Below are 20093 nucleotides of genomic sequence, written 5' to 3'. Positions count from 1 at the left end.
CGGCGCACGGTGCGTGTGTCGAACACGCAGCCGATCGAGGGTGCGGCGTGTGCCGCAGGCCGACCGAGGGCCAGGACTGCTCCGAACCGAACGCGTGCGGCGGACGGAGGAGCGCGTGTTCCGAGTGGACTGGGGCCAGCTCGTGGCACGAGCCTACCGCGCCCGGGGTCGCGGGCCCAGGAGGTCCGACGGTGGCCTCCGGATGCGTGCTCACCCGGACTGCCCACCGAGCGGGACCGGAGTAGGCTGGTGGACGTGAGTGACAACGTTGGCGCCGAGGAGCGCGAGCAGGCGCTGGCGGCGAGGGAACGTCAGCTCGCGACCCGCCATGCGGATCTGCAGGCGCGGGAGCAGCGGGCCGACGATCGCGAGCGGCGTGCCGACGCGCGTGACGAGGCGGCGCGCCACAGCGGGACCCCGTCACCGGGTGAGGTGACCCGGGCGCTGGACGGTGACGTCCGACCGGGTTCGCTGATCGGCGAGCGGTGGCGGATCGAGGAGCTGATCGCCCGCGGCGGCGCCGGCACCGTCTGGCGTGCCACCGACCTGCGGTTGCAACGGCCGGTGGCCGTGAAGCTGTTGCGCACCGACCTGCTCGACGACGGCCTCGCGATGCGCCGCTTCCGGCGGGAGGCCGAGCTGCTGGCCAGCGTCGAACACGAACACGTCATGCGTCTGCTCGACGTGCACGTGCGCGGACACCAGCTGTGCCTCATCGCCGAGCACGTGGGTGGGATGAGCCTGCGATCGCTGATGGCCCGGCATGCGCCGTTCTCGCCCGACGTGGTGGCGGCGCTCGGGGTGCAGTTGGGGACCGGGGTCGCCGCCATCCATGCCCAGGGGATCGTGCACCGCGACCTCAAGCCCCGCAACGTCGTGCTGACCGAGCGCGGCACGCTCAAGATCGTCGACTTCGGCACGGCTCGGCACCTCGCGGGCGAGCTGACGCCGGCGACGGCCGGGCAGGTCGCCGGCAGCCCGGCCTACCTCGCACCCGAGCAGGTCGAGGGCCGGCTCGGCGACCAGCGCACCGACCTGTACGCCCTCGGGCTGATCCTGTGGGAGGCGGCCGCCGGTCGCCGCCCGTTCAGCGGCGACACCAGTACGGCGATCGCGCTCGCGCGGCTGACCGCCGAGGTGCCCGAGCTCGCCGAGCTGACCGCGTTCCCGTCCCATCCCCTCAGTGCGGTGGTGCACCGGCTGACCCGGTCCGACCCGCGGACACGCTTCCGGTCGGCTTGGGAGGCCGTGGACGCGCTGGCGCCGCTGGTCCCGGCACGACCCGTCGACCTGGTGGCCGCCGTCACCGAGGACCGCTGAGCCGGGACGGCTCAGGTGCCGGTCGGCTCCGAGCGCCGACGCAGCGACGACGGGGCGACGACGTCCTCGCCACCCAGGGCGCGCCGGAACAGCGACAGGTCGTCGGCGATGAAGCGCGCCAGGGCGCTGAGCATCGTCTTCTCGTAGTACACGAAGGCGCCGGCCCGCAGGGAGTTGAGCTCCTCGAGCTCGGCCGGTACCGAGGTCATCATGGCGATCATGGACCGTGGGGCCGAGCGCAGCAGCGGCGCGATGAGGTCGGTGCCACGCTCCGCACCCAGCATGAGGTCGAGCAGGACGACGTCGGGCTGTTCGTCGGCGACCATCTGCATCGCCTCGGCGCCGTCGGCGGCCAGACCGACCACCTCGATCTGACCGCTGCTGCGCAGGGTCAGACTGACGACGTCGCGGATGGTGCGATCGTCGTCGACCACGACGAGTCGCGGCAGCTCGGAGGATGCGTGCACGAAGGGACCCAGTGACGAGATGGTGTGGGCGCGCTCGTGGTCTGAACGGCGGTCGGACGACCAGAAGGTAGCCGAGCCCACGGACGTGCCGCGAGCCGGACCGCCGGTCTGGTGCTGCGGCACTCTAGCCGACCTCTCGGCCACCGGCCGTCCGGCATCGGGATACCGGTCGGTCTCCATCCGGCTGTTCAGGCTCCTGCCGCGGGGTTACGGAAACGTTGCGCACGGGCGGCTCGCCGGGTCGGGGTCCGCGTCCGCGCAGCCATGGATCGGTGGAGTCGGTGGAGGCCCTCGCGACGACGTCCCGCGACCTGCTGTCGGTGGCTTACGTGCTGCTGGCGGTGACGGCCGCCTGGCAGTTCGTGCGCCGGCGGCAGCTCCCGGCGGCCCACCTCGCGACCGCCTTCGGTGCCCTCGCCGTCGGCCTGTTCGTCGGTCGGGTCAGCGTGGTGGTCGACGCCGTCTGGGTGGCGCAGGGGCTCGCCGTCGCCGCGGTGGCGGCCTTCCCGTGGTTGATGGCGGCCTTCGCCTGGTCCTTCGACGACGGGCCACTGCCGCGCTGGCTGCGTCTCGGGCCCGCGGTGGTGCTCACGGTCTCGGCGGCGTTCGTGCTCGCTGCGCCCGACGGCGGCGGGGTGCGGGACGGGAACGACCTGGTGTTCTACGGGCTGTTCCTGGGGGCCTGGCTGCTGCCGTCGGCCGCGGCGGCGGCCCGGTTGCTCGGTGCGGGGGGGACGTCGCGGGTCGTGCGGGCGCGGATGCACCTGCTCGCGGTCAGCCTCATCCTGCTCTCGACGGCCGTGGTCGCCACGGTGGGAGTCGGCTCGGCCCGCCCCGCGGCGCAGGTGGCCGTCAACGCCCTGTGCCTGGCCGCAGCTGCGCTGTCGGCCGCGGCCTTCGCACCGCCGTTGCCGCTTCGCATGTGGTGGCGGCGGCAGGGCGCGCACCACTTCCAGTTGATGCAGCAGCAGCTGATCGCGGCCGTCACCCCCGGCGAGGCGGCGCGGGCGATGGCGCCCATCCTCGCGAGCCAGATCGGTGCCGGCACCGCGGTGTTCGGCATCGACGGTGACGTGCTCGCCTCCGCGGAGCTGTCCCGGGACGAAGCCGAGGCGATCGCCGCGCGGCTCGCCGCGGGCGACTCCCCGCACGTCGGCACGCAGGTCGTCCCGCTCACCAACGCCACGCTGGTGGTTCGCCTGACGCCGTACAGCCCGTTCTTCGGTGACTACGAACGGGAACTGACCACGGCGTACGCCTGGCAGTTGCAGCTCGCGCTCGAGCGCAGCGAGCTCGCGGCCAAGCACCTCGCCGCGCTCGCGCAGGTGGAGCGCGCCAACCGGGAGCTCGAGGCGACGCTGCTGGGCCTGTCGCACGACCTGCGCAGCCCGGCCGTCGCCATCGGCGGGTACAGCGCCCTGCTGCGCAGCGTCGCCACCGACGAGGAACGGGCGCCGCTGCTCGACGGCATCGCCGCCAGCAGTGCGTACCTCAACGGCCTGGTCGACGCGCTGCTCGACCTCGCGCGTCTCGGTCGGGACGCGGCGGTCAGCGAACCGGTCGACCTCTCGCGCGTCGCGCGCACGGTGCGGGAGCGGGTCGCCGTCACCGCTCCCCGGTCCCGGATCGACCTCGACCCCCGACCTGCCGGTGCTCCGGCTCGACCCCGTCCGCGCGGAACAGGTGCTGGACAACCTGGTCACCAACGCGGTCAAGCACGGCGGGCGCGACGATCTGCGGGTGCAGGTCACGTCCCGGTTGACCGCCGACGCGGTCGAGCTGCGGGTCACCGACGACGGCCGTGGCGTGGCGACGGAGGACGCCGAACGCATCTTCGGGCTGTTCCAGCGCGGACGCAGCGCGGGCGCTGCTGGCTCCGGCGTCGGTCTGGGCATGGTCCGTCGCATCGTCGAGCACTACGGCGGCGAGGTCGGGCTGGAGCCCCGCGAGCGAGGAGCCGCGTTCGTCGTGTCCCTGCCCCGCCACCTGCTCGCCGCGCCGCCGGAACGGCGCGGCGCCGACGCCGCCGTCGACGTCGAGGTCCGTCCCGCGACCGCGGCACAACAGCTAGCGTTGGTCCGTCCACCTGATCCCACGCCGGAGCCGGGCCCGTGCCGTCCAACGAACGCCACTGGACCTTCCTGACCAATCACGGTCATGCGCTGGTCTGCATCTCCCGCGATCCCGACGTACGCATCCGCGACATCGCGGAGCTGGTGGGCATCACCGAGCGCGCCGCGCAGTCGATCGTCGCCGACCTCGTCGAGGCCGGCTACGTCAACCGGCAGCGCATCGGCCGGCGCAACCGCTACGAGGTCAACCACGACCGACCGCTGCGTCACGAGCTCGAGGCCGACTCGCGCGTCGGCGAGCTGCTGAAGGTCCTGCAGGTCTGAAGCGTCCGGCGGCTACTGCGGCAACGGCGTGAGCAGCTGGTCGACCGGTGCGAAGTCGTCGGTCAGGACCGGCGCGTCGCCGACGAAGTCGCGCAGGTCCGTGCCGTGCAGCACGTCGTCGACCTGCCCGCGCGCGCGGTTGGCGGCCAGCAGCTCGTCCACCGGCAGTGCGGCGTCGGAGGCGAGCACGACGAAGTTGCCGCCCAGCCCCGGGACCGTGGGGCCGAGCGCGTCCTCGCGCCCGATGATCGCGACGGAGTCGAACACGGCGGCGGTCGTGGCGAGGTAGGCGCGCAGGAAGTCGCGGTCGGCGTAGTCGATCACGTTGGTGACGACGACGCCCTCGTCGTCCAGCGCGCCCTCGACCTGGGTGAGGAACTCGACGGTCGCGAGGTGCCAGGGGACCGACACGCCACCGAAGGCGTCGTTGATCACCAGGTCGTAGGCGCCGGCGTCGACCCGTGGCGCGGTCAGCCGCGCGTCACCGGTGAGGACCTCGATGTCGTCGCGCAGTTCGAGGCCGAGCTCGTCACGCGACAGCTCCACGAGCAGCGGGTCGACCTCGAGCACCGTGGAGGTCGAGCCCGGATTGCTGACGCGCAGGTACTGCGGCATCGTGAACCCGCCGCCACCGACGTGCAGGGTGCGCAGCGCCTCGCCGTCGGGCGCCACGGCCGTGATCGCGTCCCCGAACCACTGGGTGTAGGTGAACTCGAGGTGCGTCGGGTCCTCGACGTCGACGTAGCTGTGTCGCAACGTGTCCAGCCACAGTGCCCGACCGGTGGGGCGTTCGGGATCCACCTCGACCCGCGCGCAGTAGTAGGCCGACTCGTGGTCACAGGGGTGACGGGCGGCGAACGACAGCGCGCCGGCGGCGACGATCGCGACCACCATGGTGGCACTCACCGCGCTGCGGGTGCCGCGCAGCCACACCAGCGTCCCGATGCCGAGCAGGACCAGGAACACCCCGACGAACCGGATCGAGGGCCGCGTCGGCGCGGCCGCGACCAGCAGGAACCCGGTGAAGAACGTGCCGATGATCGCGCCGGCCGTACCGATCGCCGACAGCCGTCCGACGACGCGCCCCGTCTCGTCGAGGTCGGCGAGCTGCAACTTGATGACGGCCGGCGTGACGGCGGTCAGCACGGCCGCCGGCGCGAAGAAGGCCGTGAACGTCAGGACGACCGTGGTGAGCGCGTTCGCGCCCCGCATGCCCGTGCCGAGCAGGTCGACGAGCGGGATGGTGAGGAACGACAGCCCACCGCCGGCGATCAGCAGCGGTCCGATCAGGGTGTTGGGGTCGCGTCGGTCGGCCCACCGGCCGCCCCACCACGAACCGAAGGCGATCCCGGCCAGGATGGTGCCGATGATCGCGGTGTAGACCTCCAGCGTGTCCCCGACGTAGGGCGCGAGGAGCCGCGCCGCGAGGATCTCGAGGACCAGCACGGCGGCGGAGGAGAGGAAGACCAACAGGGCGGCGGCGAGAGCAGGCATGGGGGCGGAGGGTACGGCCTGTCGCGCCCGAGCCGTGCACCGGGTGACGGCAGGCCGCAGACGTGCGGGCGGAAGCGCAACTTCCCGATCGGACAGGTGGTCGTGCGATCGGCACCCGACAGGCTCCTATCGTCGGACCAGAGCTGGTGGCGGCACGGCGGCGGGGACGCGGAGACTTCGGGGGACGCGGTCGCCGGTCGGGACGGTGCCGCACCGGCGTGGACGTCCCCGACGAGGAGCACAACCATGTCGTACGCGAGCAAGACGTTCCGAAGGCGCGTGTTCGCCTCCGTCGCCGCACTGGCGCTGGTCGTCACCGCCTGCGGTGGCGACGACGTCACCGACGACACCCCACAGGTCGGCGGTGACGAGGGCACCGAGGACACCACCACCGACGAGACCACCGACGGTACGGACGACGGGGCCGACGACGGCGCGACGGGGGAGACCACCGCGGGCGGTGACCTGCTCGCCGAACTGCAGGAGGCCGGCGTCGTCCGCGTCGGGATCGCCGACGAGGAGCCCTACGGCTACGTCGACGACGACGGCAACGTCACCGGGCAGGCCCCGGAGGTCGCTCGCCGGGTCCTGGAGGAGCTCGGCATCGAGGAGATCGACGCCCAGGTCGTCGCCTTCGAGTCCCTGATCGCCGGGCTCCAGGCCGGGCAGTTCGACATGATCACCGCCGGGATGTACATCAACCCGGACCGTGCCCAGCAGATCCTGTTCTCCGACCCCGATTACTGCGTCGGTGAGGCGTTCGCGGTGCCGGAGGGCAATCCGCAGGACATCTCGGACCTGCAGTCGGTCGCCGACAACCCCGACGTGACGCTGGCGATCCTGTCCGGGGCCGTCGAGGAGGGCTATGCCGACACCGCCGGGGTGCCCGACGACCAGATCGAGTTCTTCTCCGACGTCAACGCCCAGTACGAGGCGTTGCAGGCCGGCCGCGTCGACGCCGTCATCGGCACGACGCTGACCGTGCTGACGCAGGTCGAGGACATGGACGGCTTCGAGGCGACCGAGTCGTTCTTCCCGCTCGACGAGGACGGTGAGGAGATCCTGGGCTGCGGTGGCTACGGCTTCCGCAACGACGACCAGGAGTTCCGCGACGCGTTCAACGACGAGCTCAACCGCCTGCAGGACGAGGGTGAACTGCTCCCGATCATCACCGACTTCGGCTTCGCCGAGGAGGACATCGAGCGGGCGCAGGAACTGACCGTCGAGGACCTCGCCGGCTGACACCGGTCGTGCCCGGCGTGTGACCGGAAGGTCGCGCGCCGGGTACGCCGCCCCGTCCGGCCGACCCGAGGGGCTGCCGTGGACGACTTCCTGCTCACCCCCGGCCAGTACGAGCGCCTGTTCGCCGGCTTCCTGATGACGGTGCGCATCCTGGGTGCCTCGTTCGCGCTCGGCATCGTGCTGTCGCTGCTCGTCGGCGTGGCTCGCCTGTCGCAACGCCCCTGGGTCCGTGGCGCCGCCCTGGTGTTCGTGGAGTTCGCGCGTGGGATCTCCTCGATCATCCTGCTGTTCGTCATGGCGTACGCCATCCCCATCCTGTTCGGGGTCGAGCAGCGCAACCTGCTGGTGCTGGGTTCGATCGCACTCGGCATCAACATGGGCGGTTACGGGGCCGAGATCATCCGCGGGGCGATCCTCGCCGTCCCGCGCGGGCAGACCGAGGCCTCGATCGCGCTCAATCTCAGCGAGACGCAGCGCCTGCGCCACGTGATCCTGCCGCAGGCGCTCCGGGTGATCCTGCCGCCGATGGGCAATCTCACCATCGAGATCCTCAAGGGGACGGCGCTCGTGTCGCTGATCGGGCTCGGTGACCTGTTGGCGATCGCGAACCAGATGCGTCAGCGGGTCGACACGGTCGTGTTGTTCCTCAACGTGCTGATCGCCTACTTCGTGCTCTCCCAGCTCATCAACGGCCTGTTCCGTCTCGCCGAGTCCCGCGTGGACCGGCGCTTCGAGTCGCGTGCGGCGGGTCCCGACCAGGCCGACACCCTGAAGGCGGTCACATGAGCTCCACGACCACCTCCACCTCGACGCCGCCGACGCCGCCGTCGGGCTCGACCGATGCCGCGACCGGTGGCCCGCGACGGTGGTACCAGCGACCGAGGTTGGTCGTCGGCCTGCTGCTCGCGGCCGGGCTCTACCTCGTGCTGGCGCGACTGGGGACCCGGCGCCTGCGGTTCCGGGGCGGTGACGTCCTCGGTGACCCGGACCTCGCCTTCGACCCGGCCTACGCCTGGTCGCTGGTCCCCGACGCCCTCAATGCGCTGACGGTCACCGCGTTCAGCGCCGTGACGGGTTTCGCCTTCGCCGCCGTCCTGGGCCTGGTGCTGGCGCTCGGCCGGCGTGCCCGCAGCCGGTTGCTGAGCTGGCCGTTCGCCGCCTTCATCGAGTTCGTCCGCAGCACGCCGCTGCTGGTGCAGTTGTTCTTCCTGTTCTTCGCCCTCCCCGAGCTCGGCGTGACGCTCTCGCCGATGCAGACCATCGTGCTCGGTCTCGGAGTGCACTACGCGACCTACTGCTCGGAGGCCTACCGGGCCGGTATCAACAGCGTGCCCAAGGGGCAGTGGGAGGCCGCGACCGCGCTGAGCCTGAGCCCCGCGGTCACCTGGATGCGGGTCGTGCTGCCCCAGGCGATCCCCAACGTGCTCCCGGCCCTGGGCAACTTCCTCGTGGCCGGGTTCAAGGACGCCCCCCTGGGGTCCGCGATCCAGGTCACGGGCGTGCTGTTCTTCGCCAACACCACCGCCGGCCGGGACTTCCGGCCCGTCGAGCCCTACCTGATCATCGGGCTGTGCTTCCTGCTGGTCAGCATCCCGGCCGCCTGGCTGGTCCGACGTCTGGAGCGCCGCATTGGCTACGAACGTGTCTGACAAGGGAGCCGCGGCCGTCCGCATGCGTGGCGTGCGCAAGGCCTTCGGCGACAACGTCGTGCTCGACGACCTCGACCTCGACGTCGAGCCGGGCGAGCGGGTCGTGATCATCGGGCCCAGCGGATCCGGCAAGACCACGATCCTGCGGGTCTGCATGACCCTGGAACGCCCCGACGACGGCACGGTGCAGGTCGGCGATCGTCAGCTCTACCACGACGAGCGCGGGGGGCAGCTGCGACCCGCGGGGGAGAAGCACATCCGCTCCGTGCGCTCCGACATCGGCATGGTGTTCCAGCACTTCAACCTGTTCCCGCACATGAGTGCGCTCGAGAACATCATGCTGGCGCCCGTCAAGGTCCACGGCCGCTCCAAGGACGAGGCACGGGAGCGGGCGATGGCGCTGCTCGACAAGGTCGGCCTGGCCCATGCCGCCAACCAGACCCCGGGGCAACTCTCGGGTGGGCAGAAGCAGCGGGTGGCGATCGCGCGCTCGCTGGCGACCGAGCCGGCCGTGATGCTGTTCGACGAGGTGACCTCCGCGCTCGACCCGGAGCTGGTCGGCGAGGTGCTCAACGTCCTGCGCGACATCGCCGAGGAGGGCAGCACGACCATGATGCTCGTGACCCACGAGATGGGGTTCGCGAGCGAGGTCGCCGACCGGGTCGTGATGTTCGACCAGGGCCGGATCCTGGAGTCCGGGCCGCCGAGCCAGGTCCTGCGTGATCCGCAGGAGCAGCGCACCAAGGACTTCCTCGGCGCCGTCTTCGAGCACTGACGGACGGGCCGGCCGGCGCCGGTCGGCCGTCACCGCGCCTACCGTCGACCGCCGTCGAGGGAGAGGAGCGCGCGTGGCACGGGTGGCAGTGGTCGGTGCGGGCATCGTCGGGTTGTCGGCCGCGCTGGCGCTGCGCGACCGCGGGGCCGAGGTGCGCGTCTTCGAGCTCGGCGACCCGGGGCAGGGCCAGTCCGGCGGCCGGTCGCGACTGTTCCGTCACGGGCACGACGATCCCCGCCTGGTGGCCTGGGCCCGGCGCAGCCGCGCGGTGTACGCCGCCTGGGAGGAGCGCTTCGGGATCGAGTGCATCTCGCGGGACGGTGCCGTCGCACTCGGACCGGCGGTCGAGCATCGCCTGCCGCTGCTCGAGCAGGCCGGCGTCGACGCCCGCCCGGTCGACGCCGACGAGGTGGCCCGGCGCCTGCCGCTGTTGACTGCGGCGCCCGACGGGGAGCTGGGACCGGCCATGTTCGACGCCGAGGGTGGCGCGATCCGCACGCGCGAGACCATCGGCGCGTTGGCGCACGAGCTGCGGGACGAGCTCGTCCGCGAGGAGGTGCTGACGCTGCGATCGGTCGCGGGGGGTGCCGAGGTCCGCGCGGCCGAGACGACCGCGCGCTTCGACGCCGTCGTGGTGTGCGCCGGTGCCGGCACGGCACCCCTGGCCCGGCAACTCGGCGTCAGCATCCCGGTCGACCTACAGGTCCACGTCCGCTCGACGTTCGCCGTGCGCGGCGAGCCGCCGACGCACCTCGCCTGCCTGCAGGACTCCAGCGGCGCCTTCGGGGAGACCGGCGTGTACGCGGCGGCGGCCCCGGGCAACCGCGCCTACGCGGTCGGGCTCGGGGAGACCGCCGCCGTCCGCGAGGACCTCAGCGTGGTGGATCCGGCCGAGCTCGCCGCACACGACGAGCGGGTCCGCGACTACGTCCGCCGGGCGTTGCCGGGTCTCGACCCCGACCCGACCGAGGTCAAGCACTGCTGGGTGACCGCGCTGCCCTGGAGCGACGACGGCGTGGCGGTGTGGCAGGTCGATGGCGTGTCGCTGCTCGCCGGGCACAACCTGTTCAAGCAGGCGCCGGCGCTCGGTGAGGCGCTGGCCGGGGCCGCGCTCGACGCTCGCCTGGACCCCGACCTGCATCCCGACGCCCGCCTCGGCACCTCCTGACGCCGGGCGGCCGCCGCGACAGCCGCTGCGCGCCCTCTACCCTGCGTGGCAACGCATTCCCTCAACCCGACGCACCCGCTGGAGGCTGCCGCGTGGCCGAGTACTGCTATGTGATGAAGGGCCTGACCAAGACCGTCCCGGGCGGCAAGGAGGTCCTGTCCAACATCTGGCTGTCGTTCCTGCCGGGCGTCAAGATCGGCGTCATCGGCCCGAACGGCGCCGGGAAGTCGACCCTGCTCAAGATCATGGCCGGGGTCGACACGCAGTTCGAGGGCGAGGCCTGGGCCGCCCGGGGGTACTCCGTCGGCTACCTGCCACAGGAACCGGAGCTCGACGGGTCCAAGTCGGTGCGCGAGAACGTCCTCGACGGGCTCGGCGAGACCGCCCAGCTCGTCGGCCGGTTCAACGAGCTCACCGCGAAGCTCGCCGAGCCGATGGACGACGACGAGATGCAGCGCGTCTACGAGGAGATGGGCGACGTCCAGGACAAGATCGACGCGGCCGACGCCTGGGACCTCGACCGCAAGATCGAGATCGCCATGGACGCCCTGCGCGTCCCGGACGCCGACGACGTCACCGTGCTCTCCGGCGGGGAGAAGCGCCGTGCCGCGCTGTGCAAGCTGCTGCTGAGCCGGCCCGACATCCTGCTGCTCGACGAGCCGACCAACCACCTCGACGCCGACACGGTCGCCTGGCTGCAGCGTCACCTCGCCGACTACCCGGGCATGGTCGTGGCGATCACCCACGACCGCTACTTCCTCGACCAGGTCGCCGAGTGGATCCTCGAGCTCGACCGTGGCAAGGGCCATCCCTTCGAGGGCAACTACTCGGGCTGGCTCGAGCAGAAGCAGGAGCGCCTGCGCCAGGAGGAGAAGGAGGAGTCGGCCCGTCAGCGCCAGCTCGCAGAGGAGGCCGACTGGGTCAAGGCCTCGCCACAGGGCCGACGCACGAAGGCACGCGCCCGCATCCAGGCCTACGAGGCGCTGCTCAACCAGGAGCGGCCGAAGCAGGTCACCAAGCCGATCATCATGATCCCCGAGGGCCCGCGTCTCGGCGACGTCGTGGTCGACGCCAATGGCGTGCTCAAGGGCTTCGGCGACAAGCTGCTCTACGAGGACCTGACCTTCGAGCTGCCGCCGGGCGGCATCGTCGGCATCATCGGCCCCAACGGCGCCGGCAAGACCACCCTGTTCCGCATGATCGTTTCGGCTGCGGGGTTCGCTTCACTTCTGCCCGACGGCGAGGAGTCGCCCGACGAGGGCGAGCTGCGCGTCGGGGACACGGTCCAGCTGTCCTACGTCGACCAGTCGCGGCAAGCCCTCGCGTCCGACAAGACGGTGTTCGAGGAGATCACCGGCGGCGGTGACTGGGTGCAGCTGGGCAAGACCGAGATGTCCTCGCGGGCCTACGTCGCCGCGTTCGGGTTCAAGGGCGGCGAGCAGCAGAAGAACGTCGGCTCGTGCTCGGGCGGTGAGCGCAACCGGATCCACCTCGCCAAGCTGCTGCAGAACGAGGCGAACCTGCTGCTGCTCGACGAGCCGACCAACGACCTCGACGTCGACACGCTCCGCTCGCTCGAGGAGGCACTGCTCGAGTTCCCGGGCTGTGCGGTCATCACCAGCCACGACCGCTGGTTCCTCGACCGCGTCGCCACCCACATCCTCGCGTTCGAGGGCGACTCGCAGGTCACCTGGTTCCCGGGCGGCTACTCCGAGTACGAGCAGGACCTGCGCAAGCGCAAGGGCGAGGACGCGCTCAACCCCACCCGCATCAAGTACCGCCCGCTCACCCGCCGCAGCAGCTGACGCAGGGCCGTCGACGGGGTTTCCCGGCCAGACGCGGGAAACCCCGGACCGCGACGGCGTCAGGCGCGTCGGATCCTGACGTCGCCGAACACGGCCGTTCCGCGGACCCGGACCACGCCGCGCGCCGGGGTGCCCGTGGTGGGGACCGGCGTACGCACGTCGCCGAACACCGCCAGCGGTCGGACCTCCACGTCGACGTCGCGCGGCACGGTCAGCGTCGTGCTGCCGAACACCGCGACGCAGTTGACGACCTCGTCGCCGGCAGGCAGGCCGTGCAGGTCGGCCGAGGTCTCGCCGAAGACGGCCACCAGCGGCTGCAGGGGCGCGCCGTCGGCGACCTCGACCTCGCGGTCGTCGAACAGGGCGATGCCGGACACGCCGGGGAAGTCGTGCAGCAGGCGTCGTCCGCGGGCGGCGCCCGCGATGACCAGGACGCCCAGTGCGATCAGCGACGCCGGCCAGAGGTACTCGCCGGGGACGTTGGTGACCACCAGCAGGACCGTGCCGACGACGGCCATGGTCCCGGCCGCGCTCCGTCGGCCGCGGCCCGCCAGCCAGCCGGCCGCGGCCAGCAGCAGCACCGGCCACCACGAGCCGGTGCCCGGTGGCAGGACCTCGAGCGCGGCGAGGCCGGCCCACAGCCCGGAGGCGACCAGGACGAGCCCCAGGGCGGTCAGGCCGTCGCCGGCGGCGCGCACGGCGTCGCGGCCGGACGGTGGCACGGTCGAGGGATCGGTGGTGGCGTGGTGGTTCATGCCTCGCTCCGCGGGTCGTCGTCGAGATAGCGGACCTTCGCGTCGCCGAAGATCGCCAGGCCGTGCAGCTCCACCACCGGCGCCTCGGCGTAGGTGGGTTGGTCGCGGGGGATGCGGACGGTTCCCAGCAGGGCCGTCGTGCGGTCGACCACCCGCCAGCCGGCGGGGACGGCCACCTCGACGTCGCCGAACACCGAGACGGCGGTGACCACCGCGTGGTCGGCGCCGTCGACGTCGCCGATGGCGATGCGTGCGTCACCGAAGACCGCGGTGGCGGTCGGTGCACGCTGCCAGCGCTCCTGAGCCGTCGGGACGGACGTCGACGCCGGGCCACCGGCCGGCACGGCGACCGCCCGCCGTAGGCGTGCGCCGGAGCTCAGCGCGCCGATGCCGATGCCGGCGAGGACGATCGGCGCGATCAGGTTCGCCAGCGACAGGTCGACCACACCCCGGACCATCGCGAGCACCAGCGCGCCGACCACGATGGTCACGCCGCCGGCGATCCGCGCCCGGTCGACCAGCAACCACCACAGCCCGAGGCCGATCAGGGACACCGGCCACCAGTCGGCCACCAGCGCCCAGGCGTCGAGGTGGCCCATCCGGTCCAGCAGCAGCACGCCGCCGGCGGCGATGAGCAGCAGGCCGAGCACCAGCGTGGGCTGCACGCGGGGCGGGCGGTCGGTGCGGGTCGAGGAGACGGTGCTCATGACGAGCCCTCCAGTGGCAACAGGGCCTCGACGGCCGAGCCGTCGAGATAGGTCGTGATCGCGTCGACGTAGGCGGCGTGGGCCTCGCGTCCGGTGTCGGTCAGTGACACCGAGGTGACCGGGGTGCGGTCCCGGAAGGCCTTGGTCACCGCGACGTAGCCGACGTCCTCCAGCTTGCGCAGATGCGTCGAGAGATTTCCAGGGGACAGGGTCAGCAGCTCCTGCAACTGCCCGAACGTGAGCTCCCTGCCCGCGGGCAGCGCTCGCAGCAGCGAGACCATGCGCAGGCGTACGGGCGCATGGACCACGGGGTCGAGCTCGGGCAGCGTGGGTGTTCCCCTGTTCCGGGTCCGGTCGGGCGAACGCTCTCGACGCCAGACCGCTTTGTGGCACAAAGTACCTCGCGTGGGTGGGGCCGTCAACCGCGGAGACGGGCGACGGCCCCGCCAGTGGCGGGGCCGTCGGATGGTGCGTGCGTGCGTGGGCTCAGCGACCGCGCGCGGGCTGGTTGGTCAGCTCGAACTGCGGCGAGGTCCACGTGTCCCAGTGGGCCGGGTTGCTGGCGTCGCCGTTGGCGCGCAGCACCCGCAGCTCCAGGGTGTAGTTGCCCGGGGGCACCGGACGGGTGTTGTCGCTCTGCCCGGCACGGACACGCCCGTCCCACAGGATCGGGGTGCGCACACCCGGCGCGCTGCTGCGCGAGAGGTACTCGTCCTCGGCGACCAGGTAGCGCTGGTTGCCGCGGTCGCGGGTCGCCCACAGCTCCATGCGCTCGGGGAAGTGGCCGAAGAACGCGGCCACGACCGGGAACTCGCCGTTGCGGACCCGGTAGGTCTGCCCCGGGTCGGCCGCGACCAGGTTGCCGTCCGCGGTGTAGCGGGCGAGCACCGGGTCGACCTCGACGAACGTCGGCTCGTCGAAGTCGGCCGGCCAGTCCCAGTAGCCGAGCAGACCCATCTCCTCGACGTAGTCGCCGGCGTAGCCCGAGTACGGCAGGCGCAGCGTCGTGCCCTCGCCCTCGGCGGGCGTGAGCACGACCCAGCCGCCGTACTGGTGGTTGGGCAGACCGACGTACGGCGTGGTGACGCTGAACGTCAGCTCGGTCGAGCCGCCGGCCGGGACCGTCAGCGTCGACGGACCGGTGAACGGCACCGGCGTGAGCCAGAAGTCCGGCGCGAAGGTGCTCGCCACGACCTGGATGCCGTCGACGTGGCTGACGTCGTAGGTGACGGCCTCGTCGGCGCGGTTGGTCACCGTGACCGTCACGGTCGACTCGCCGGCGTCGTACAGCGACACCTGGCCGGGCACGACGTGCTGGTCGGCGAGGATCGCCGCGTCGACCTGGATCAGACCGGCGCCCTGACGGAAGGTGTGGTCGAGCAGGCCCGCGGCCGCGTTGAGCGACCAGGCGGCCGGCTCGGCGGTGTTCTGCAGTCGGCTGCGGACCGCGATCGGGTCGAGGTCCGGCTCCGCCTCGAGGAGCAGGGCGGCGGCACCGGCGACGTGCGGCGCGGCCATCGAGGTGCCCGACAGCATCGCGTACGCGCCCGAACCGAGCGGGTAGGTCGAGACGATGAGCCCGCCCGGCGCCATGACGCTGGGGCCGAACTCGAGCTCGACGTTCTGGCCGTAGGAGGTGAACGACGACGCGAGACCGCCGGTCGGGTTCGGCGTGGTGGCCGTCTCGTCGGTGAAGGTCAGCGTGACCTGTTCACCGGCGGCGACCAGCTCGGCGAGCGCGAGACCGGAGCTGCGGCTGATGCCCGCGCCCCAGACCCCGTCGATGCCGGCGTCGGCGACCGTGCCGGCGAACAGCCCGGCCACGTTGTTGAAGATCACCACGCCACTGGCACCGGCGTTGGCCGCGTTGACGTACTTGTCCGCGAACGGGCACTCGCCACGCATGACGAGGGCCACCGCACCGTCCGGCAGGCCGGCGAAGTCGCCGGGGGCGCAGCCGATCGGGCCGGTGGTGTTGCCGACGGTGGTCACCGCGGGCAACCACAGCGGAGCCGACTCGCCCTCGGTCGGCGGCAGCTCGGCGCCGGTCAGCGGCAGGTACGGCACGAGCTCGTCGAGCTCGTCGACGGCGAAGACGCTGGTCTGCTGCTCGGTGTTGTCGGCGCTCGCGACGCTGATGATGTCGTGGGCGTTGGCCGGGGCCGACAGGGCCCAGGTCCCCAGTGAGCCGTCGTTGCCGGCGGAGTTGACGACCACGACGCCGTTGGCGGCCAGCTCGTTGCTGACCCGGGTGGTCGGGTAGTCCTCGCCCCAGGCCAGCGTGGCGCCCAGCGACATGTTGACGATGTCCATGCCGTCGGCGTAGGCGTCCTCGAGGGCCTCGACGATGACGTCCGAGGTGGTCGACCCGGGGCCGAACACCTTGTAGGCACCGAAGGTGACGCCCGGGGCGACGCCGGTCACGCCGGTGTCGGTGGCCGCGTCGGCGCCGACGATGCCGGCGACGTGGGTCCCGTGACCCTCGGTGTCGCGCGGGTCCGGGTCGGGCTGGGGCACCTGCGGGGCGTCGGGGTCGGCCGGGTTGAACGCCTCACCGACGTAGTCCCAACCGTGCGTGACGCGCGGGTGGTCCAGCTCGCGGGTGTTCGGGTCCGCCGCGAGTCGCTGGTCGTTGTTCCCGTCGCCACCCAGGTCCGGGTGGTTGTAGTCGATGCCGGTGTCGATGATGGCCACGCTCAGCCCCTCACCGGTGTAACCGAGCTCGGACTGGGCGACGTCGGCGCCGGTCATCGACAGCGCGGTGGCCAGCTCGGGACTGACGTCCGAGGGCTCGGGACGCTCGACGACGGCGACCGGGTGCACGGCACGGACGGTGCGCAGGTCGTGGATCTGCGGGATCTCGTCCAGACTGGCGCGGACGGTGACGCCGTTCCACAGCTCCCGGAAGTCCTTCTGCTCCCGGACCTGCACGCCCTCGGCACGCGCCTGGCTGCGGAACGCCGCACGCTCGGCGTTCTGCGCGGCGCGTTGACCGCCACGACTGGTCGACGGCGCGGCGAACTCGACGAACCACAGGTCGTCGACGAACTCGGCCTCGTTGGCCGCCGCGAGCTCCCACGGCGTCGGCTCGGCTGGCTGGATGCGGTCCCCGGTCGCGCTCGCCGGTGCGGCCGCAGCCGCCACGAGCGCGCCGACGAGGGCCGCGGGGCCGACCAGCTTTCGGCTCCCTCTCATGCTCATCCCCTCTGTCGTACCGGTCGTGCGGAGGGCACGACCGGAATGTCCGAAGAGGCTAGGGCGTTCGGGCGGGGCCGTGAGGCCGTGTGCGGGCCGAGCACGACGCCGACGTTCCGCCGCGGCAGTGAACGAGTCGCCGTTCGCGGCGGGGCTGCCTCGCCCGTGCCCGTTCCGGGCGTTTCCGGCGATCCGGTCACCTGGGACCGGGATCGTGCGCGTGACGGACGGGTGGCGCCCGTCCGAGGTGCGGTGCCTACGTGGCCGCACCGCGGGGCCCGCCGGGGCGCGGCGCGGCGCAGACTCGGGGATACGTCCCGCCGCCGACGACGGCAGCGCCCGGTGCTCGACGCCGGACCGTGCCGTTCCGCGGCTCCGACCGGGACGGCACCCGACAGAGCGGAGCGCACATGAACGAGCAGGCCAGCAGCAACCCGAACGTCGACGAGCGCACCCCGACGCCGCCGGTGGACCTCCAGGAGGTCGGGACCCAGCTGATGGAGGAGGCGCGGGGTCACGACAGCGGTCGCGCCGCGCTGACCCTCACGCCGACCGGCGGAGGGCCGCTGAAGCAGACACTGCTGGCGTTGTGCGCCGGACAGGGCCTGGCCGAACACCCCTCGCCCGGACCGGCCACGATCCAGGTCCTGACCGGCGTGGGCACCCTCACCTCCGGTGGCGACGAACTGCGACTCACCCCGGGCTCGTGGGCGCCGGTACCGCTCGATCGTCACGCCGTGTCGGCGGAGGAGGACCTGCTCGCGCTGCTGACGGTGGTGCCCGGGACCCGGTGACCGTCAGGTCCGGACCCGTGCGCGATGGGTGTGGAGGTTGCCGCGCCCGTCGCGCACGAACCCGGCCAGCGTGATGCCCAGCCGGTCGGCGGTGCGCACGGCCAGGTCGGTCGGGGCGCCGACGGCGACGAGCACCGGGATGCCGGCCGCGGCGGCCTTGGCGACGAGCTCGAACCCGACCCGGCCCGAGAGCACCGCCACGAGGCGCCCGAAGTCCCGCTCCCCGGCACGGACGCGGGCGCCGATCGCGGCGTCCAGGGCGTTGTGGCGGCCGATGTCCTCACGCACCACCTGCGGCTCCCCGGCGAAGCTGAACAGCCCGGTGGCGTGCACCCCGCCGGTCGTGGCGAACAACGACTGGGCTGCCCGCAACCGGGACGGGAGCTCCAGCAGCACCGCGGCCGACAGCGCACCTGCCGAGTCCGCGGGCGACTGGGGGGTGCAGCGTGCCGCGAGCTCGTCGATCGACGCCCGACCGCACACGCCGCACGACGCGGTGGCCGCCGCGAAGCGGCGGGCACCGACGTCGAGGTCCAGTCGGTGCGGCAACCGCACCGTCACCGTGTCCTCCGGGCGGGACAGCAGCAGCGGGTCGCCGAACGCCACCTCGGCGACGCCCGCCGCAGGGTCGTAGAGGCCTTCGGTGAACAGCCACCCGACCGCGAGATCGGCGTCGTGCCCGGGGGTGCGCATGGTCGTCACCACGTCGACCGGCGGCGCTCCGGGTCCCGCGGCGAGCAGTCGCAGTGGTTCCTCGGTCGCCACGGCGTCCTCGTCGGCGCGCGCTCCGACACCGTCGGGCGATCGTCGCAGCCGCCACACCGGGAGTCGGCGGGGGGCCGGGACACGCGCCGGCCCGTCGGCCCCGCGCGACCGGGCCGCCTCGTCGTCGGCGGTCCCGCGTTCGCCACGTCGGCGCAGGTCGTCGGGGGTGTCGAGATCCACCGCCGTGGTCGCGGCGGGGTCGTGCGCCCGCCAGCGCTCGAACGGCAGCACCTCGACGTCGAGGTGGTCGCGGACCGCCCCGGCCCGCCGCTCACCGGCCGCGAAGGCGGCCCGCAGACGCGGGTGGACCCGACGCCGATAGGCCCCGATCAGGGGCTGGACCGCACCGTCGGGGTCACCGAGCAGCACCGCGTCGGCGGACGGCGTGCTGGCCAGGTGCTCCGTCAGGGCCAGCAGCACGGCCGGTACGAGATCGGGGTGGTCGCCGGCGACCACGAGCACGACGTCGACCTCGCCAGGAGGCAGCCCCTCGACGTGGACGCCGTCGGCGACGTCGTCGGCGACGCGCAACGCGGTGACGAGTCCCCCCAACGGCCCTTCGCCGGGATGGTCGTCGACGACCACGGCCACCGGCGGGTCGACCGAGGCGGCGACGGGGGACGGCGTCCGGCCGACCACGACGAGCACCGGGGCGATGCCGGTGACGGCGGCCACGGCCCGCTCGAGCAACGGCGTGCCGTCGACGGACAACCGGCGCTTGTCCTCACCCATGCGCCGCGAGCGGCCCCCGGCGAGCACGGCCGCCAGCACCTGCGGGGACGCCTGTCCGCCGGGCACCGTCGTCGATCCCGTCACCACCGTCTCCTGCCCGACCACGACGGCAGAGCGTAGGAGCACGCACGACGACGGCCGACCCGCGGGGGGTCGGCCGTCACCGATGGTCGTCCTACGCCGTTCAGCGCAGGCCGAGCTGACGCGAGCACGAGGGCCACGCGTTCCAGCCCTGACGCTCGAGGAGGATCTCGGCGCGGTGGATCTGCTCCGCGCGCGAGGCCTCGTGCGGGTAGCCCTGGCCACCGACCCACTCCCACGAGCTGAGCGCGAACTGCAGCCCGCCGTAGTAGCCGTTGCCGGTGTTGATCGACCAGTCGCCGCTGGACTCGCACTGGGCGAGGCGGTCCCACACACCGGTGTCGGTGGTGGCGGCCGGCGCGGACGCCGGCTCGGACGTGGGCTCGCTGGCGGGCTCGCTGGCCGCCGGGGCGGCAGCGCCACCGGTGGCGACCTGCAGGACCTGGCCCGGGAAGATCAGGTTGGGGTCGCTGAGCTTGGGGTTGGCAGCGTGCAACTGCTGCCAGGTGTCCACCGTGTCGAGGCTACGGGCGATGCCCGACAGCGTGTCGCCGGGCTGGACCTCGTAGGTCTCGGCCGCCGCTGCTGCACCGGCACCGAAGCCGACGAGGCCGACGGTCGCTGCCGCGGCGGTGAACACGCGCATGCCAAAGGAACGCACAGATCTCCAATGATCGGGAGGAGGGAGTCAGAAGGCGCCGCGGGGCCGTCCAGGGCCGCTCGGTCCGACGCGACCGAGCACGGTACG

18 protein-coding genes and 1 pseudogene are annotated in these 20093 nt (G+C 72.6%); 11 read left to right on the top strand and 8 right to left on the bottom strand.

The genetic code is table 11. The annotated features are described in order from the left end of the window. Nucleotides 1–255 precede the first annotated feature (255 nt). Nucleotides 256–1320 carry a serine/threonine-protein kinase gene (locus tag ELR47_RS17220; RefSeq protein ID WP_165404169.1) on the top strand — a complete coding sequence of 355 codons (1065 nt, stop codon included), beginning with the start codon at nucleotides 256–258 and terminating at the stop codon, nucleotides 1318–1320. 11 nt (nucleotides 1321–1331) lie between these two features. Here the strand turns inward: ELR47_RS17220 and ELR47_RS17215 are convergent, their stop codons facing one another. Further along, nucleotides 1332–1787, bottom strand: coding sequence for a response regulator (locus tag ELR47_RS17215; protein WP_165404168.1), 456 nt, complete (start codon nucleotides 1785–1787; stop codon nucleotides 1332–1334). Nucleotides 1788–2302: 515 nt separating this feature from the next. On the opposite strand from ELR47_RS17215, the pseudogene ELR47_RS19455 reads away from it, so the two are divergent. The 3 genes and pseudogenes from ELR47_RS19455 to ELR47_RS17205 all read left to right on the top strand — a co-directional run. Further along, a pseudogene (locus tag ELR47_RS19455) lies at nucleotides 2303–3310 on the top strand (histidine kinase dimerization/phospho-acceptor domain-containing protein); the annotation flags it as partial. Continuing rightward, the gene (locus ELR47_RS19450) at nucleotides 3270–3932 is read left to right on the top strand and encodes a sensor histidine kinase (protein ID WP_420811110.1); all 663 of its coding nucleotides are present in this window, start codon (nucleotides 3270–3272) and stop codon (nucleotides 3930–3932) included. The pseudogene ELR47_RS19455 and the gene ELR47_RS19450, both read left to right, overlap by 41 nt. Next, nucleotides 3899–4183 carry a helix-turn-helix transcriptional regulator gene (locus ELR47_RS17205; RefSeq protein WP_130650994.1) on the top strand — a complete coding sequence of 95 codons (285 nt, stop codon included), beginning with the start codon at nucleotides 3899–3901 and terminating at the stop codon, nucleotides 4181–4183. The genes ELR47_RS19450 and ELR47_RS17205 overlap by 34 nt, the downstream gene beginning before the upstream one ends. Before the next feature lie 12 nt (nucleotides 4184–4195). Here the strand turns inward: ELR47_RS17205 and ELR47_RS17200 are convergent, their stop codons facing one another. Then, the gene (locus ELR47_RS17200; RefSeq protein WP_130650993.1) at nucleotides 4196–5677 is read right to left on the bottom strand and encodes a fused MFS/spermidine synthase; all 1482 of its coding nucleotides are present in this window, start codon (nucleotides 5675–5677) and stop codon (nucleotides 4196–4198) included. Nucleotides 5678–5923: 246 nt separating this feature from the next. Here ELR47_RS17200 and ehuB point away from each other — a divergent pair, with 246 nt between their 5' ends. The 6 genes from ehuB (at nucleotide 5924) to ettA (ending at nucleotide 12316) form a co-directional block, all read left to right on the top strand. Continuing rightward, nucleotides 5924–6919, top strand: a complete 996-nt coding sequence (ehuB, locus tag ELR47_RS17195; protein ID WP_130650992.1) for an ectoine/hydroxyectoine ABC transporter substrate-binding protein EhuB — start codon at nucleotides 5924–5926, stop codon at nucleotides 6917–6919. A gap of 78 nt (nucleotides 6920–6997) precedes the next feature. Next, on the top strand, nucleotides 6998–7705 hold the full coding sequence (locus tag ELR47_RS17190) for an amino acid ABC transporter permease (protein WP_130650991.1): 708 nt from the start codon (nucleotides 6998–7000) through the stop codon (nucleotides 7703–7705). After that, nucleotides 7702–8568, top strand: coding sequence for an ectoine/hydroxyectoine ABC transporter permease subunit EhuD (gene ehuD / locus ELR47_RS17185; protein ID WP_130650990.1), 867 nt, complete (start codon nucleotides 7702–7704; stop codon nucleotides 8566–8568). The genes ELR47_RS17190 and ehuD overlap by 4 nt, the downstream gene beginning before the upstream one ends. Nucleotides 8569–8590: 22 nt before the next feature. Further along, nucleotides 8591–9343, top strand: coding sequence for an ectoine/hydroxyectoine ABC transporter ATP-binding protein EhuA (ehuA, locus tag ELR47_RS17180; protein WP_130651478.1), 753 nt, complete (start codon nucleotides 8591–8593; stop codon nucleotides 9341–9343). A 73-nt stretch (nucleotides 9344–9416) separates the two neighbouring features. Further along, on the top strand, nucleotides 9417–10511 hold the full coding sequence (locus ELR47_RS17175; protein WP_205745346.1) for an NAD(P)/FAD-dependent oxidoreductase: 1095 nt from the start codon (nucleotides 9417–9419) through the stop codon (nucleotides 10509–10511). A gap of 92 nt (nucleotides 10512–10603) precedes the next feature. Beyond that, nucleotides 10604–12316 carry an energy-dependent translational throttle protein EttA gene (ettA, locus tag ELR47_RS17170; RefSeq protein ID WP_205745345.1) on the top strand — a complete coding sequence of 571 codons (1713 nt, stop codon included), beginning with the start codon at nucleotides 10604–10606 and terminating at the stop codon, nucleotides 12314–12316. A gap of 59 nt (nucleotides 12317–12375) precedes the next feature. On the opposite strand, the gene ELR47_RS17165 is transcribed toward ettA, so the two are convergent. The 4 genes from ELR47_RS17165 to ELR47_RS19205 all read right to left on the bottom strand — a co-directional run bounded on the left by ELR47_RS17165 (nucleotide 12376) and on the right by ELR47_RS19205 (nucleotide 16973). After that, on the bottom strand, nucleotides 12376–13071 hold the full coding sequence (locus tag ELR47_RS17165) for a LiaF transmembrane domain-containing protein (protein WP_130650989.1): 696 nt from the start codon (nucleotides 13069–13071) through the stop codon (nucleotides 12376–12378). Continuing rightward, nucleotides 13068–13778: a LiaF transmembrane domain-containing protein gene (locus ELR47_RS17160; RefSeq protein WP_130650988.1), complete on the bottom strand. Its 711-nt coding sequence runs from the start codon at nucleotides 13776–13778 to the stop codon at nucleotides 13068–13070. Before ELR47_RS17160 ends, ELR47_RS17165 begins: the two co-directional genes overlap by 4 nt. Next, nucleotides 13775–14086, bottom strand: coding sequence for a transcriptional regulator (locus tag ELR47_RS17155; RefSeq protein WP_205745344.1), 312 nt, complete (start codon nucleotides 14084–14086; stop codon nucleotides 13775–13777). Before ELR47_RS17155 ends, ELR47_RS17160 begins: the two co-directional genes overlap by 4 nt. Nucleotides 14087–14264: 178 nt before the next feature. Next, the gene (locus tag ELR47_RS19205) at nucleotides 14265–16973 is read right to left on the bottom strand and encodes a S8 family serine peptidase (RefSeq protein WP_188584353.1); all 2709 of its coding nucleotides are present in this window, start codon (nucleotides 16971–16973) and stop codon (nucleotides 14265–14267) included. A gap of 410 nt (nucleotides 16974–17383) precedes the next feature. On the opposite strand from ELR47_RS19205, the gene ELR47_RS17145 reads away from it, so the two are divergent. Further along, a complete protein-coding gene (locus ELR47_RS17145; RefSeq protein WP_130650987.1) occupies nucleotides 17384–17767 on the top strand; it encodes a cupin domain-containing protein in 384 nt (127 codons plus the stop codon). Between the two features lie 3 nt (nucleotides 17768–17770). On the opposite strand, the gene ELR47_RS17140 is transcribed toward ELR47_RS17145, so the two are convergent. After that, a complete protein-coding gene (locus ELR47_RS17140) occupies nucleotides 17771–19348 on the bottom strand; it encodes a formate dehydrogenase accessory sulfurtransferase FdhD (RefSeq protein ID WP_130650986.1) in 1578 nt (525 codons plus the stop codon). Nucleotides 19349–19448: 100 nt separating this feature from the next. After that, nucleotides 19449–19991 carry a transglycosylase family protein gene (locus ELR47_RS19200; RefSeq protein WP_130650985.1) on the bottom strand — a complete coding sequence of 181 codons (543 nt, stop codon included), beginning with the start codon at nucleotides 19989–19991 and terminating at the stop codon, nucleotides 19449–19451. Nucleotides 19992–20093 lie beyond the last annotated feature (102 nt).

This window comes from Egicoccus halophilus, from assembly GCF_004300825.1.
Classification (GTDB): Bacteria; Actinomycetota; Nitriliruptoria; order Nitriliruptorales; family Nitriliruptoraceae; genus Egicoccus; species Egicoccus halophilus.
Note: the sequence above shows the minus strand (reverse complement) of the source record. Positions and strands in the feature narration are given on the sequence as shown.

Coding starts and splice junctions, on each gene's coding strand:
- ehuB (WP_130650992.1), top strand. CDS start 5,924: ATGTCGTACGCGAGCAAGACGTTCCGAAGGCGCGTGTTCGCCTCCGTC.
- ELR47_RS17160 (WP_130650988.1), bottom strand. CDS start 13,778: ATGAGCACCGTCTCCTCGACCCGCACCGACCGCCCGCCCCGCGTGCAG.
- ELR47_RS17145 (WP_130650987.1), top strand. CDS start 17,384: ATGAACGAGCAGGCCAGCAGCAACCCGAACGTCGACGAGCGCACCCCG.
- ehuA (WP_130651478.1), top strand. CDS start 8,591: ATGCGTGGCGTGCGCAAGGCCTTCGGCGACAACGTCGTGCTCGACGAC.
- ELR47_RS17165 (WP_130650989.1), bottom strand. CDS start 13,071: ATGAACCACCACGCCACCACCGATCCCTCGACCGTGCCACCGTCCGGC.
- ELR47_RS19200 (WP_130650985.1), bottom strand. CDS start 19,991: ATGCGCGTGTTCACCGCCGCGGCAGCGACCGTCGGCCTCGTCGGCTTC.
- ehuD (WP_130650990.1), top strand. CDS start 7,702: ATGAGCTCCACGACCACCTCCACCTCGACGCCGCCGACGCCGCCGTCG.
- ELR47_RS17200 (WP_130650993.1), bottom strand. CDS start 5,677: ATGCCTGCTCTCGCCGCCGCCCTGTTGGTCTTCCTCTCCTCCGCCGCC.
- ELR47_RS19205 (WP_188584353.1), bottom strand. CDS start 16,973: ATGAGAGGGAGCCGAAAGCTGGTCGGCCCCGCGGCCCTCGTCGGCGCG.